The organism is Streptomyces cynarae (assembly GCF_025642135.1).
In the GTDB taxonomy this organism is placed as follows: Bacteria; Actinomycetota; Actinomycetes; order Streptomycetales; family Streptomycetaceae; genus Streptomyces; species Streptomyces cynarae.
In genome coordinates, this window is sequence record NZ_CP106793.1 from 4,571,549 (window position 1) to 4,586,482 (window position 14,934).

Sequence of the window (14,934 nt, forward strand, 5' to 3'; positions counted from 1 at the left end):
TCAACTCGAGCAACGAGCCATGACATATGACGATGTGGTCGGACTTCGTACGAAGAACTGGAATGCAGGCTTGGTTCCATGCGAGAGCCCCGGCACCTGCAGGTGCCGGGGCTCAGCCGTCGGGTGTGGCCGGTACGGGCCGGTCGGCCTCAGCCGCCGGTCAGTCCGCTGAAGAAGCCGCCGTCGTTGCCGCCGCCGTTGTTCCCTCCGGCCGACACCGTGGTCAGGGTGATCGTCTGGCTGTTCGGGTCGGCCTGGGTGTTGGGCTGCGGGTCCTGGTTGGTGACCCGGGCGTTGCCGTCCGTCGGGCCGTTGACCTGGATGTGGGTGAAGCCCTTCTGCTGCAGGATCTTCACGGCGTCGCTCAGCTTCTGGCCGAAGACGCCCGGGACCTGCGTCTGCTGGTTGGCCAGCTTGCCTATCTGGATGTTGACCGTCGAGCCCGCCTTGACCTGGGTGAGCACCCCGGGGTCGGTCTGTATGACCTTGCCGACCTGGTTCGGGTCGGTGGTGTCGGTGTCGACGCAGTTGCCCGGCGTCAGGTTGTTGGCCTGCAGCTGCTTCTTGGCGTCGTCACAGGACTGGTTCCTCACATCCGGCACGGTCACCGTTTGAACGGCCTTGGCGACCTCGAGAGTCACAGGCGATCCCTTTTCCAGTTCCGTACCGGGATCGGGGTTCTGGCTGAGGACCGTGCCTGCCTGCTGAGAAGACTCCGTCTGCTTGGTCTTGACCTGGAAGCCCTTGTCCTCGAGCTGCTGAGTCGCCGTGTTGATGTCCTTGTTTATGACATTGGGCACAGCCACCTTGGGTGCCCCGGTCGACACCACCAGATTGACGGTGCTGCCCTTCTTGACCTCGGTGTTCGCCTTCGGGTCCTGGGAGCAGACGTTGCCCTTCTGCTGGTCGTCGCAGGGCTGCCTGGAGATGGACAGCTTCAGGTCCGAGTTGTCCGCGAGCGTTCGCGCGTCCTTCTGGGACTGGCCGACGAAGTTCGGCGCCGGGACGGTGTCGTTGCCGACCCCGCCGTTGCCGTTGAAGATCCACTTGCCGATGAGGATCGCGCCGACCAGGACCAGGATGCCCGCGACGACCAGGAGGATCGTGGAGGCATTGGACTTCTTCGGCTGGCGGCGGCGGTCCGGGCGGTCGTCGTAGCCGTAGCCGCCGTCGTCCGGGTTCATCGGCGGCATCATCGTCGTCGCGCCGGCACCGGCGTCCGCGCGCAGGGCCGTCGTGGGCTGGTCGGGGTAGCCGCCGTAGCCGACCGAGCCCATCGCCGCCGTCGCCGCGACCGGCTGCCCGTCGAGGCACGCCTCGATGTCGGCGCGCATCTCGTCGGCGGACTGGTAGCGGTAGTCGGGGTCCTTGACCAGCGCCCTCAGCACGATCGCGTCCATCTCGGGCGTGATCTCGGGGTCGAAGACGCTCGGCGGCTGCGGCTCCTCGCGGACGTGCTGGTAGGCCACCGCGACCGGGGAGTCGCCGACGAAGGGCGGGCGGACCGTCAGCAGCTCGTAGAGCAGGCAGCCCGTCGAGTACAGGTCCGAACGCGAGTCGACCTGCTCGCCCTTCGCCTGCTCGGGCGAGAGGTACTGGGCGGTGCCGATGACCGCCGCGGTCTGCGTCATCGTCATGCCGGCGTCGCCCATGGCGCGGGCGATGCCGAAGTCCATCACCTTGACCTGGCCGTTGCGCGTCAGCATGACGTTCGCGGGCTTGATGTCGCGGTGGACGATGCCGTTGCGGTGGGCGTACTCCAGGCCCTGGAGGATGCCGATGGTCATCTCCATGGCGCGCTCCGGCAGCAGCTTGCGGCCGCTGTGAAGGAGCTCACGGAGAGTTGAGCCGTCGACGTACTCCATGACGATGTACGGGATCGAGACCCCGTCGATGTAGTCCTCGCCCGTGTCGTACACCGCGACGATCGCGGGGTGGTTGAGTGAGGCGGCCGACTGGGCCTCCCGGCGGAACCGGGCCTGGAAGGAAGGATCGCGCGCCAGGTCGGCGCGCAGCGTCTTCACCGCCACGGTGCGGCCGAGACGGGTGTCGTGCGCGAGGTAGACCTCGGCCATGCCACCACGGCCGAGCACCTGGCCCAGCTCGTACCGGCCGCCGAGGCGACGCGGCTCTTCCATAGCTTCCTACCAGCCCTCTCCGTCGGTCCCGACCACACCCGCGTGTGGTCCGGCGGTGTGCTGTCCGGGCATACGGTACCCGGCTCGCTGTGCGTGACCTGGCCACATCCGCCACCCGATACAGGACCGGTATCGCAACGTGCACCGATGTGAAGGGGACGTGACGGGGGTCACTTCTTGCTGTTGATGACCGCTTCCATGACGTTCTTCGCGATGGGGGCGGCGAGGCCGCCACCGGAGATGTCCTCGCGATTGGCCTTGTCGTCCTCGACCACCACGGCCACGGCGACAGGCGAGCTGCCGTCCTTGAGCTTGGCGAACGAGATGAACCAGGCGTACGGCTTCTCGCTGTTGTTCAGACCGTGCTGGGCGGTACCGGTCTTGCCGCCCACGGTGACGCCGGGGATCTGCGCGTTGGTGCCGGTTCCCTTCTCGACGACGGTCTGCATCATCGACTGCAGGATCTGTGCGTTCTTCTCCGACAGCGGCCGGCTCAGCTCCTGCGGCTGGGTCTGCGTGATCACGTCCAGGCTGGGCGCCTGCAGCTTGTCCACCATGTACGGCTTCATCAGCTTGCCGTCGTTGGCGACGGCGGAGGCGACCATGGCCATCTGCAGCGGGGTCGCGGCAGTCTCGAACTGGCCGATGGAACTGAGCGCGGTCTGCGGCCGGTCCATCTTCTCGGGGAAGTTGGAGGCGGCCGAGCGCACAGGCGTGAACTGCTCGGAGTCGAACCCGAACTTCTTCGCCTCCTCGAGCATCTTGTCCTTGCCGAGGTCGGCGCCGATCTTGCCGAAGACGGTGTTGCAGGAGTACTGCAGCGCGGTCCGCAGGGTCGCGTTCTCGCAGGGGATGTTCCCCTCGTTCTTCAGCTGCGTCGTGGTGTCCGGGAGGGTGTAGGGCAGCGGTGACCTGGTCGGGTCGTCCGCGCTGGTGTACAGCCCGTTCTCCAGCGCCGCCGCCGCGGTGACCACCTTGAAGGTGGAGCCCGGCGGGTAGGTCTCGCGCAGCGCCCGGTTCTGCATCGGATCGGCCGGGTTGTTCTTCTTCTGCAGCGACGACCAGGCCTTGCTGTCGGTCGAGAGGGAGTTGCCCGCGAACGTCGACGGGTCGTACGACGGGTAGGAGGCCAGCGCGAGGATCGCGCCGGTCTGCGGGTCGAGCGCCACGGCCGCGCCCTTGCCGCCGACCTGCTTCAGCCCGTTGTACGCGGCTTTCTGCGCGGCCGCGTTGAGCGTGGTGACGACGTTGCCGCCCTGCTGCTGCTTGCCGGTCAGCATGTTCAGCGTGTTGCGGAAGAACAGCCGGTCGTCGGTGCCGGTGAGGATGCCGTCCTCGATGGACTCGAGCTGCGTGGCGCCGAAGGCCTGGGAGGCGAAGCCGGTGACCGGCGCCCACATCGCGCCGTCCTTGTAGGTGCGCTTGTACTTGAAGTCGTTGAGGCTGTTGGTGGGCGTCTCCTTGGACCCCGTGATCGGGCTGCCGTCGACGATGATGTCGCCGCGCGGAGTGGAATACCGGGCGATCAGCACACGGCGGTTGTCCGGGTCGGTGCGCAGGTTGTCGGCCTGCAGGTACTGGAGCCAGTTGTCGCGGACGAGCAGCGCGAGGACGAGGAGCCCGCAGAAGATCGCGATCCGGCGCAGGGGCTTGTTCACGGTCGGACCACCTGGGTCATCTCGGCGTCGGGGTTGGGGGCGGGGGTCGGGGCCGGGCGGCGCGCGGTGTCGCTGATGCGCAGCAGGATGCCGATCAGGGCCCAGTTGGCGATGACGGAGGAACCGCCGTACGCCAGGAAGGGCATCGTCATACCGGTCAGCGGGATGAGCCCCATCACACCGCCGGCGACCACGAAGACCTGCAGCGCGAACGCGCCGGACAGGCCGACGGCCAGCAGCTTGCCGAACGGGTCGCGGGCGGCGAGGGCGGTGCGCACGCCGCGCTCCACGATCAGGCCGTAGATCAGGAGAAGCGCCATGATGCCGGCCAGGCCCAGCTCCTCGCCGAAGGTGGCGAGGATGAAGTCGGAGTTGGCGGCGAACCGGATCAGGTCGGAGTGGCCCTGGCCGAGGCCGGTGCCGAGGGTGCCGCCGGAGCCGAACGCCCACAGGGCCTGCTGGAGCTGCTCGGAGTGGCCGCCGACGCCCTGTCGGCTGAGCAGGTATTCGTGCATCGGGTTGAGCCACGCCTGCACACGTGACTTCACGTGCGGCTCGATGCTGGCCACGCCGACGGCGCCGGCCGCGGACATCAGCAGACCGAAGACGATCCAGCTGGTCCGCTCGGTGGCGACGTACAGCATGATGACGAACATTCCGAAGAACAGCAGCGACGTACCGAGGTCCGTCTCGAAGACCAGGATGAGGATCGAGATCGCCCAGACGACGAGGATCGGTCCGAGGTCGCGGCCGCGCGGCAGGTACAGGCCCATGAAGCGGCGGCTGGCCAGGGCGAGCGCGTCGCGCTTCACCATCAGGTAGCCGGCGAAGAACACCGCGAGGACGATCTTCGCGAACTCGCCGGGCTGGATGGAGAAGCTGCCGACGTGGATCCAGATCTTCGCGCCGTAGATGTTGGCGCCGAGGCCCGGGATGAGCGGCAGGATCAGCAGGACCAGCGCCGCGACCATGGAGATGTAGGTGTAGCGCTGCAGGACCCGGTGGTCCTTGAGGAAGACCAGCACGGCGACGAACAGCGCGATGCCCAGCGCGGTGTAGAGCAGCTGCTTCGGCGCCGCGCTGCCGGCCTGGCCGATCGCCTGCAACAGCTTGGACTGGTCGAGCCGCCAGATCACCACCAGACCCAGGCCGTTGAGCAGGGTCGCCAGCGGAAGCAGCAACGGGTCGGCATACGGGGCGAACTTCCGTACGACGAGATGGCCGACGCCGGCCAGCAGGCCGAGGCCGACGCCGTAGCTCAGCAGGCCGGGCGGCACCTTGCTGTTGATGGCGAGGCCCACGTTGGCGTAGGCGAACACCGGGATGACGACGGCGAACACCAGCAGTGCCAGCTCGGTGTTGCGGCGGCTCGGTGTGCCGATCGCGCCGATCGTGGACGTGTGGTGCGTCGACGTGTTCGTACTGCTGCTCATGGTGTGACAGGGCCCCTCACGGCTGCTTACTGCTTACCGCACAGTGAGACGACCTTCTGCTCTTCCTCCGAGAGGCTGGGGCCGGGTGTGGGAGTGGGTGCGGTCTGGTTCTTGGACGCCGACGCCGAGGGGTTCGGAGTCGGCGAGGCCTTGGACGTCGGGGAGTTGCTCGCGGTTCCCGTGGTGCTGCCGGGCTTGGGGGTGTTCTTGGACTCCGCGGTGCGGCGTTCGACGTCCTTCCTGCACGCGGACGCCTGCACGGCCAGCTCGGAGATCTTCGACTGGGCCTCCTGGAGACCGCCCTCGGCGATGGTCGCCTTGACCTGCTTCTGCTGGTACGGCGGCAGGTACTTGAGTTCGATCTCCGGGTGGTCCTTCTCCACCTCGGACAGCGACACCCACGCCAGGTCCTGGCTGATGCCGCGGTACAGCGCGACGTGCTCGCCGTTGGCACCGACGTAGTACTGCGTCTGCGTCCACCGGTAGGCGCCGTAGCAGCCGCCGCCGATGACGGCGAGCGCGAGGACCGTGTAGAACGATCTCTTAAGCCACCTGCGGCCCTTCCTCGGCTTGACGAAGTCCTCGTCGGTGTAGTCGCCGAAGCTGCCCGCCGGGATGTACCCGGTGGTGTCGCCGCTGCCGGGCGGCCCGAACTCGCCCCCGCCGCCCTGCCGGGCCGCGTGGCGGCCCAGGCGGCGGCGCGGCCCGCGGGCGTCTGCATGATGCCGTTGTCGTGCAGGTGGTTCTGGTTCTCGGCGACCGCGCCCACCACGACCGGGGTGTCGGACAGGTGCCCGGCGAGGGTGTCCCCGGTGTCCAGGTCGAGTACGTCGGCCACGATGACCGTGATGTTGTCGGGGCCGCCACCGCGCAGCGCCAGCTCGATCAGCGCCTGCACGGTCTCCTCGGGGCCGTGGTAGCTGGCGAGGGTCTCCTCCAGCGTCTGGTGGGAGACCACCCCCGACAGCCCGTCGGAACAGATCAGGTACCGGTCGCCGGCGCGCACCTCACGGATGGACAGGTCCGGGTCTACGTGGTCGCCGCTGCCCAGCGCACGCATCAGCAGGGACCGCTGCGGGTGGGTGGTGGCCTCCTCCTCGGTGATGCGGCCCTCGTCGACGAGCCGCTGCACCCAGGTGTGGTCCTGGGTGATCTGAGTGAGGACGCCGTCCCGCAGCAGGTACGCGCGGGAGTCGCCGACGTGGACGAGGCCGAGCCGCTGACCGGTCCACAGCAGCGCGGTGAGCGTGGTCCCCATGCCCTCGAGCTGGGGGTCCTCCTCGACCATCGCCCGCAGCTGGTCGTTGGCGCGCTGCACCGCGGTGCCGAGCGAGGTGAGGATGTCGGAGCCGGGGATGTCGTCGTCGAGCGCGACGATGGTGGAGATCACCTCGGACGAGGCGACCTCGCCGGCGGCCTGGCCGCCCATCCCGTCGGCGATCGCGAGCAGGCGCGGACCGGCGTAACCGGAGTCCTCGTTGCCCTCGCGGATCATGCCTTTGTGCGATCCGGCGGCGAAGCGCAGTGAGAGACTCATGCGCACCTCGCCCGTCGGCTCCGGGTACATCCGCACGGTGCCCACCCTCCGGTCGGGAGCGCGCCGGGGCCCTGGGTGGGGACCACCGCTGCGTGCTCGCTCCGCTCGCTCATTGTCGTACTACTTCCGCAGCTCGATGACGGTCTTGCCGATGCGGATCGGCGCGCCCAGCGGAATCGGTGTGGGGGACGTCAGCCGGGTCCGGTCGAGGTACGTGCCGTTGGTGGACCCGAGGTCCTCGACGATCCACTGGCCGTCGCGGTCGGGGTAGATCCTGGCGTGCCGGCTGGAGGCGTAGTCGTCGTCCAGCACGATGGTGCTGTCATGGGCACGTCCGAGCGTGATGGTCTGGCCCTGCAGCGCGACCGTGGTCCCGGTCAGCGAGCCCTCGGAGACGACCAGCTTGGTGGGCGCCCCGCGGCGCTGCCGCCCGCCGCCCGGCTGCTGTCGCTGCGGCGGGGCGCCGCCTGGCGGGCGGTCGGCTGCGGCCGTGCGGCCTCGCGACGCGCGCCGCGCTGGGTGACCCGCGTACCGAACAGGTCGCTCCTGATGACCTGCACGGCCACGATCACGAACAGCCACAGTACGGCCAGGAAACCCAGCCGCATGACCGTGAGGGTCAGCTCTGACATTGCCCCCGCTTCACCCTTCGGCTTGCCTATAGATAACGGTGGTGCTGCCCACGACGATCCGCGAGCCGTCGCGGAGCGTAGCGCGGGTGGTGTGCTGCCCGTCCACCACGATGCCGTTGGTGGAGCCGAGATCCTGGATCGTCGAGGGCGTTCCGGTCCGGATCTCACAGTGCCGGCGGGAGACGCCGGGGTCGTCGATCCGCACGTCGGCGTCGGTGCTGCGCCCCAGCACCAGCGTCGGGCGGGAGATCTGATGGCGGGTGCCGTTGATCTCGATCCAGTAGCGGGTGCGCCCGCCGGACGCCGCAGCGGCACCGGGGCGCTGCCCGGCGGGCTGCGGGTAGCCGTATCCGCCGGGGCGTGCGCCGGGCGGCGGAGCGGACGGCATGGGCGGAGCGCCCGTCGGCTGGGCGGAGGGCGGGTAGCCGTAGCCGCCGGGGCGCCCGGAGGCGCCGCCCTGCGCGGGGGCCTGCTGGTCGGTGGAGGAGGCGAGCGTACGGCTGCGCACCCGGTACAGACCGGTGTCGAGGTCGTCGGCCTTCTCCAGGTGGACCTTGATGGGGCCCATGAAGGTGTAGCGCTGCTGCTTGGCGTAGTCGCGCACCATGCCGGCGAGCTCGTCGCCGAGCTGGCCCGAGTACGGGCTGAGGCGCTCGTAGTCCGGCGCGCTCAGCTCCACGATGAAGTCGTTGGGGACGACGGTACGGTCGCGGTTCCAGATGGTCGCGTTGTTGTCGCACTCGCGCTGGAGCGCGCCGGCGATCTCCACGGGCTGGACCTCGGACTTGAAGACCTTGGCGAAGGTGCCGTTGACCAGACCTTCGAGACGTTGCTCGAACTTCTTCAGGACTCCCATGGGGCACCTCCTCCGTCGTTGCCGTCCTGTGTACTGCTTACCTGGTACTGCTTACTGATCGTATCCACGCGCCGGAAAATCGGCTGGTTCCCCCCATCGGCCCAGTCGACGGGTGTCGACGCCTCCGGGTTTCCCTCCGGACGGCCCCTTCGAACACCTTCCGGGCGTACTCCTTGACGTACTCCTCGGAGCACTCCGCGGTGGTACTCCCGCCATGGATCGTAGAGGCGGCCGCAGACCAGTGTCCCGCACCCGGCTGTGGACCCCGCCGCCTCCTGGAGAGATGGGCGGGACCGGTACGAGGTTGATACGTGAACAGACACGCCTTGAGACGTTGGGGGCGGCGGGGCGGGGCGGCGCGAGGCCGGGGTGGGGTGGGGGTGACGGATGTTCGGTGTCCGGAATTCGGTGTGGGATGTGGAGTGTCGGGTGTCCGGTGCTCGGTGACGGGATCGGATCCGTGGGTGGTGGTCGGTGGGGCAGGTGCGCGGGATGGGCCGGGCCGGGAGCCGAGGGCTCGGGGGACGTCGCTGGTCGGGAGGGGATTTCCGGGCCGGGGCCGGGGGCCCCGGGGGAAAGGGATGTGAACCGACCCTCTCCAGCGTGCTAATGTTCTGGGTGTCGGAAGGCGCCGGGCCGAAAGGGCCGGAGCCGGAGGACACACCCAATGCGCGGGTGGCGGAATAGGCAGACGCGCTGGATTCAGGTTCCAGTGCCCGCAAGGGCGTGGGGGTTCAACTCCCCCCTCGCGCACAGAGATACCGACGAAACGGGTCTCTGCCGGTGACGGAAGTCACCGGCAGGGGCCCGTTTCTCGTTGTGGTCGACGGTGTGAGACATCGCACAACTTGGTCAAGACAGACGACGGGGCCCCGACGCGTGAGCTATCTCACATGTCAGGGCCCGTCTTTGGTGTGCTGCGTGCTGCGGCTGCCAAGGCCGGATCGGCTGGGCTCGGCCATGCCGCCGGTGTCAGGCGGCCCGTCGGTGCCGTCGGTGCCGTGGGTGCCGTCGGTGTCCAGGCCTTCGGTTCTCGGGGCGGGTGGCAGTGGTGGGAGCGGCGCCGTGAGCGTTCGCCGCCGAGGCGACGGTGCCGAGCCACTTTTTGATCTTGCGGCGGTTGGCGTGGGCCGACTGGAAGGCGAGCAGGATCGTCCGGGCGGCGATGCCCCGGACGCGGCGGGAACCGGCGGCTTGGAGCGGCCGGGGCTGACCGCCACTGTCAGGGCCCGGGTACTCGGCGGAACGCGGCTCGGATGGAGGACTGTCCTCGCTCGGTGCCGCCTCAGCTCGAGAAGGGGACTGCGTCAGCGGCGGACGTGTGCCAGTTGGTGACGATCGGCTTGTCGACGACGAACGAGCGGACGTCCAAGGACACCGGGTTCGGGTCACCGTTGGTGACGGAGACGATGAGGCTGTTCAGTTCCTTGCCACCGCCCTGGTTGGTGGTCTTCGGGTTCACACCCGCGTAGACAGTGACCCCGGCGCGCAGCGTGATCTCCTGCCCCACGGACTGTTCCGCGGGCTTGGCCGCCGTTCCGTCCGATCCGAAGGCCACGACCGGCAGTGCGGCGGGCATGACGCAGGTGATGCCGGGCCTGGCCTTGCCCTTGATCAGGAAGTAGCCGCCGGCCTGGGTCTGAGAGGTCACGCTCCAGGAGATGTCGTCGGTCCCGCAGGTCTGCCCGTAGCCGCTCTTGTCCGAGCCCGTGCTGTTGCTGTTCGTACCGGACTTGCCCGACGAGCCGCTTCCCGCGGCCGTGCCGCCGGAGGACTTCGAAGCACCGGAACCGCTGCCGCTGGTGCTGGTGCCCCTGGTGTTGCCGGCGGTGGACGCCGCAGGGCTTGCCTGTCCGGGTTCCGCCGAGGAGTCCGCGGTGGCGGTCGTGTTGGACGACGTGGACGGCGCCGACGACGTGTTGCCGCCCCCACACGCTGTCATCAGAAGGCCCGCGCCGAGGGCGGCGGTGACGGCAAGGGCGGTGCGCAGGCTACGGTTCATGACGGTTTTCCCTTCCAGGGCGGCAGGTGCGGGGCACCAGGTGGCGCGGTGCCGCGCGTTGACGATCACCATCACGAGCGCTCCCGGCCGTCGGTTCGGTGCTGTCTCACGTCCATGACGTCGCTGTCACACCCCTGTGACACAGCTCCGACGGCCGGGCACGAACCGGTCCCGCTCCAGCTGTGAATCACACCGTCCTTCCCACACCTGAAGCACCATCAGTTCTGCTTTGTGCCGGAGCACCGAGACCGTCGAGCAGGCACACGCAACCCCTCGGTTGCGCCGTCCTTCCGGTGTCCGGAGACGGAGGGAATCAGTTCTCCGTCACGCCGACCCACTCGGTGCCGCCGACCGGGTACTCGTAGACGGGACGGCCCTGACTGCCGCTCGTGCGGAACGGTTTTCCGTGGTCGTCGATCCGTGTCGTCCCCTGGCGGCCACCACTGGACCACTCCAGTTCCACGTACCAGTTCACGTCGTGGGCAGTGGCATGGGCGGTGATGTACAGCACCTCGGGGTCGGACTGGCTGACCTTGTACGGGAATCCGCGCTGGCCGGCCTTCGGCACGATGGTGGGGTGACCGGCGTCGAGGTCCGTGTCGAACGACCGCGTCTCCACGCCTCCGCCGCAGCCCGACGCCCCCAGATATGCGTTCCAGGCCGGGGGCGGTCCCGAGCTGACCACACGGACGTGTATGGACTCGATGACGACGGTTTCGTCCCCGGTGCCCTGGACGGTGAGCGCCACCCGTTGCCTGTCGGCGGCGACGGCGCCGTGCGCCTTCACCCAGCCCGGCACGTCCTGTCCCATCACCGGCGGTGAGACTTCGCTGGGCGGCCGGTTGATCAGGTACTTCCCCTCGCACTGAGGGTCGTCCCAGGCGTAGGTGCGGGTGGCCACCGTCAGAAGCGCGCCGAGGCTGTGCTGGGCGCGGCCCGTGGCGGTGCTCAACGCCGGAGCCGATGCCGAGGACTTCGCGCCAGGAGTGCTGGGGGCCGGGGAGCGGCTCGGACGCGCGAAGGGGGACACGGACGCCGAGGGGTGCGTCGTTGAGGAAGCCGGGGACTGCTGTCCGGAGGCGGCCACGGTGCCGGTCGGCACGCCGTCCCCCGCCAGGCCCGACCCTCCGCCCCTCAGATTGACCGTGATCGCCGTGGACAGGGCGACGACAGCGGCGGTGCTCGCCGCGATCAGAACCCACCGCTTGCGGGCGGTCCGGATGAACAACGGTGGGCGGTGGGCGAGGACCACTTCGTCAGGCGACGGTTCGGCGACGGACCCGGGAAAGTCTGCGGGCTCGCTCATGGTTGTGGGCGCGGTTGCGGACACGGTCGGCGGCACGGGCGCCGGCGCGGACGGTGCCGGGGTGTCGGGCGCGGCGTCCGGGTGGGGTCGGTCGGGACCCGACTGCAGGGAACGGGGCTCCGACGACGGACCCGACGTAGGCGCTACGGCCTGGTCCGCAGAGGCCGGCTCCGCATTCCCTGCGGGCCGCCGGGCGCGTTCCCGTGCTGCATCCGCGAGGGCCCAACGGCGGTGCAGCTCGATCACTTCCTCAGGAGTCGCCTTGCACACCCGGGCGAAGCGGGCGACGACAGCGTTGTCGGCCGGGACTCCTTCCCCCTTGCAGTAGCGGTGCAGCGTCGAGGTGCTCATGTGCGCCCGCTTCGCCAGGGCCTCGTAACTCAGCCCTGAACGCTGCTTCAACTCGCGCAGCAGCGCCGCGAAATCAGCTATCTCCTCAGCCGCCCCCACGACTCCTCCATTCCGTCCGGCATCCCAGGAAGGTCACGTTTCACCAGGTCAGAGCCGGTGCGAGCATCCCAGCATCCCGAAAACCCCGATGGAATGGCGGATGGGACGCGGCCTGGCACAGGCTTGGGCCATCCAAGCACGCCGCATCGCCGGACACGGTGATCGCGCTTGATTCCCCTTAACGGCCCGCTCGTCGGGCGCGGCCGCTCACACCTCACGCAGCACCAGAAGACCGAGCCGACCGGCACAGTCCGCAATCGGAAGCTCATTTTCCGGATATTCAGAGAAAGCAGTCCTTGATCATGCGTATCGCCACCCGCCTTGCCTCCCGCGCAACCGCCTCCTCCGTGGTCGTCGCCGCGGCCCTCGCGCTCGTCGGCTTCCAGGCCGCCGGGCAGACCGCCTCCGCCGCCACCAAAAAGGCCCCCTCGGTCGTCACTTGCACCACGGCGAACACCAAGCTGACCGTCACCCGGGAGTCCCGCCCGATCAACCACCTGCTGCTCAAGGCCACCAACACCGGTACCAGGCCCTGCTACGCCTACATCGCCCCCTACCTGAGGGCCGGCGCCGACGCCCAGGCACCACTGCCGTGGGCGAAGGAGACCACGCCGCAGGCCGTGGTGACGCTCGAGCCCGGCCAGTCCGCGTACGCCGGCATCACCACGTACTCCCCCGACGGCGAAGGCGGCAGCAAGGTGAAGACCCTGGGCGTGTTCTTCGCCGACAAGAAGGCCGAGGCGACCGGCAAGGAGAAGACCCTGAAGCTGCCGAACGGCGGCGTCTTCTTCAACAGCGCCGCCACCGTCACTTACTGGCAGAGCACCGCCAAGGACGCCCTGTCCTGGTAGCCGCCCCGGCGTCCCATGGCGCAGCCGCCACCCTGCGCAACCGACGTCCCACCTTCACCGGGGCACGCCGGGGGACGCAGTGCGTCGGCGCCGGTGCCGCGGACGCCACACAGGCTCTCCGCCGTCTGTCACCCACGAGAGATCTCACCCGAGGAAGTGTGACGCCGTGACGATCGTCGCAGAGGTCCGCCCGGCCGGGGCGCCGACCAGGAACGAAGCGTTGTGCCGGGAATGGAGCGACGCGGACGCCGAGACGTTCATCCGAGCCTTGTACCTGCAGCACGGGAAGCCTGTGCTCTGGTACGCGGCCCGGCTGCTGGAGGGGGACTGGCACCGCGCGCAGGACGTGCTCCAGGAGGCCGCCATCCGGGCCTGGCATTACTCCGCGAAGCGGGGAGGTGCCCCCCAGGCGATGCGGCCCTGGCTGTTCACGGTCGTACGCAACCTGCTGATAGACAGCCATCGTGCGCGGATCCTGCGACCCGCGACACCGGATCCGCTGGAGGACACCGTCATCGCTGTCGCCGACGAGGTGGACCGGCTGCTGACGACCCACATGGTGGCGGACGCGCTCGGAGATCTCACGGAACAGCAGCGGGAGATCCTCCGGCTCATGTACTTCAACGGCACAAGCGTTGCGGAAGTGTCGGAACGCCTCGGCATCCCGCAGGGCACGGTCAAGTCCCGCACCCACAACGCACTGCGGGCACTGAAGAGGGTGCTGGCAGCCCGAGGCTTCCACGGCTGATGCCCTGGGGGCGCGGCGGAAGCTGATCGGGACAGCGGCGTTCGACGCCCCACACCGTCATGTCGGTGCCTGGCCCGGACTGCACCGTTCAGGGGCCACAGCGGTTGGTGACGGCACGGCTCGGCACGGCTCGGCTCGGCACGGCGGACGCCGCAACGGTGCCACCGCCTGGCGTCGGCCGCATACGAGGGCCTCTCATGCCCGTGGAGCCGGGCCGGGCGGGTCCGGCGGGTCGGGCGGGTCCGGCGGGTCGGGCAGGTTGTCCAGGAAGTCGCTGGTGGGCACATGGAACAGCGATCCGGTGACCGGTGTGGAGAAGTCCAGGATCCGGTCGTGGGACGCCGGCGGCGCGCCCAGGAACATGCGCTGCAACATCGTCTCCAGCACCGTCGGGGTGCGGGCGTACCCGATGAAGTACGTGCCGAACTCGCCCTTGCCGAGGGTGCCGAAGGGCATGTTGTCACGCAGGATCTCGTGCTTCGTACCGTCGCGGTCGACGATCGTGGTCAGGGCGACATGCGAGTCGGCCGGTTTCACCTCGTCGTCGAGTTCGACATCGGACAGCTTCCGACGCCCGATCACCCTCTCCTGGGCCTCCACCGGAAGGGCGTTCCAGGCCCGCAGATCGTGGAGGTACTTCTGCACCATCACATAGCTTCCGCCCGCGAAGCGGGGGTCCTCGTCGCCGACCAGCACCGCCTCGCCCGCCGCCGGGCCGACCGGGTTCTCCGTCCCGTCGACGAAGCCGAGCAGGTCCCGCACGTCGAAGTACTTGAACCCGTGCACCTCGTCGCACACCGTCACGGCACCGCGGAGACGTTCCATGATTTCGCCCGCCAGCGCGAAGCACAGGTCGATGCGGGCGGCACGGATGTGGAAGAGCAGGTCACCGGGCGTGGACACCGCGCGGTGCACGGGGCCGGCCAGCTCACGGAAGGGATGCAGCTCCGCGGGACGCGGCCCGGAGAACAGACGGTCCCACACGTCGGATCCGATGCCCGTGACACAGCTGAGCCTTCCACTGGGCGTGGCACGGAAGCCGACGGCCCGCTGCAACCCGTTCAGGTCGGCCAGCAACCCGCGGACAACCGGTTCGCTTCCCGGGTCCACCGTCACCACCAGGAAGATCGCGGCATCCGTCAACGGGGAGAGCACAGACTGGGGAACCGGCTCCGCGGAGGACTGGGTCACGGCCACACCCCTTTCCCAGGGCACGGGCGGGTTTTCACTCTAGGGCGGCCCCAACGGGTGTGCCACCGCGCAGCGGGCGGATGCCGACGCCGGACGTTTTCCACAGCCCCGGAGTTGTCCACAGGCTCTGAC

9 protein-coding genes, 1 tRNA gene and 2 pseudogenes are annotated in these 14,934 nt (G+C 69.1%); 3 read left to right on the forward strand and 9 right to left on the reverse strand.

The window, feature by feature from the left end:
• Positions 1–149: 149 nt before the first annotated feature.
• The 6 genes and pseudogenes from pknB to N8I84_RS20990 form a co-directional block, all read right to left on the reverse strand.
• On the reverse strand, positions 150–2,138 hold the full coding sequence (gene pknB / locus N8I84_RS20965) for a Stk1 family PASTA domain-containing Ser/Thr kinase (protein WP_263230926.1): 1,989 nt from the start codon (positions 2,136–2,138) through the stop codon (positions 150–152).
• A 170-nt stretch (positions 2,139–2,308) separates the two neighbouring features.
• A complete protein-coding gene (locus N8I84_RS20970; protein ID WP_263230927.1) occupies positions 2,309–3,796 on the reverse strand; it encodes a peptidoglycan D,D-transpeptidase FtsI family protein in 1,488 nt (495 codons plus the stop codon).
• Positions 3,793–5,229, reverse strand: coding sequence for an FtsW/RodA/SpoVE family cell cycle protein (locus tag N8I84_RS20975; protein ID WP_263230928.1), 1,437 nt, complete (start codon positions 5,227–5,229; stop codon positions 3,793–3,795). The genes N8I84_RS20970 and N8I84_RS20975 overlap by 4 nt, the downstream gene beginning before the upstream one ends.
• 26 nt (positions 5,230–5,255) lie before the next feature.
• Positions 5,256–6,766, reverse strand: a pseudogene (locus N8I84_RS20980) (Stp1/IreP family PP2C-type Ser/Thr phosphatase).
• 120 nt (positions 6,767–6,886) lie between these two features.
• Positions 6,887–7,398 (reverse strand): annotated as a pseudogene (locus N8I84_RS20985) (FHA domain-containing protein FhaB/FipA).
• Between the two features lie 10 nt (positions 7,399–7,408).
• On the reverse strand, positions 7,409–8,254 hold the full coding sequence (locus tag N8I84_RS20990) for an FhaA domain-containing protein (RefSeq protein ID WP_263230929.1): 846 nt from the start codon (positions 8,252–8,254) through the stop codon (positions 7,409–7,411).
• Between the two features lie 669 nt (positions 8,255–8,923).
• Here N8I84_RS20990 and N8I84_RS20995 point away from each other — a divergent pair.
• Positions 8,924–9,007 (forward strand) — tRNA-Leu (locus tag N8I84_RS20995).
• 532 nt (positions 9,008–9,539) lie between these two features.
• Here the strand turns inward: N8I84_RS20995 and N8I84_RS21000 are convergent.
• Together N8I84_RS21000 and N8I84_RS21005 are read right to left on the reverse strand one after the other, a co-directional pair.
• Positions 9,540–10,256 (reverse strand): DUF4232 domain-containing protein, encoded by a 717-nt coding sequence (locus tag N8I84_RS21000; RefSeq protein ID WP_263230930.1) that lies wholly within the window; start codon positions 10,254–10,256, stop codon positions 9,540–9,542.
• A 313-nt stretch (positions 10,257–10,569) separates the two neighbouring features.
• Entirely contained in the window at positions 10,570–12,012 is a 1,443-nt protein-coding gene (locus tag N8I84_RS21005) for a helix-turn-helix domain-containing protein (protein WP_263230931.1), read from the reverse strand.
• A gap of 302 nt (positions 12,013–12,314) precedes the next feature.
• On the opposite strand from N8I84_RS21005, the gene N8I84_RS21010 reads away from it, so the two are divergent.
• Together N8I84_RS21010 and N8I84_RS21015 are read left to right on the forward strand one after the other, a co-directional pair.
• Positions 12,315–12,863, forward strand: a complete 549-nt coding sequence (locus N8I84_RS21010; protein ID WP_263230932.1) for a DUF4232 domain-containing protein — start codon at positions 12,315–12,317, stop codon at positions 12,861–12,863.
• 166 nt (positions 12,864–13,029) lie between these two features.
• Positions 13,030–13,611, forward strand: coding sequence for a sigma-70 family RNA polymerase sigma factor (locus N8I84_RS21015; RefSeq protein WP_263230933.1), 582 nt, complete (start codon positions 13,030–13,032; stop codon positions 13,609–13,611).
• Between the two features lie 195 nt (positions 13,612–13,806).
• On the opposite strand, the gene N8I84_RS21020 is transcribed toward N8I84_RS21015, so the two are convergent.
• On the reverse strand, positions 13,807–14,802 hold the full coding sequence (locus N8I84_RS21020; RefSeq protein WP_263230934.1) for a Dyp-type peroxidase: 996 nt from the start codon (positions 14,800–14,802) through the stop codon (positions 13,807–13,809).
• Between the last annotated feature and the right edge of the window lie 132 nt (positions 14,803–14,934).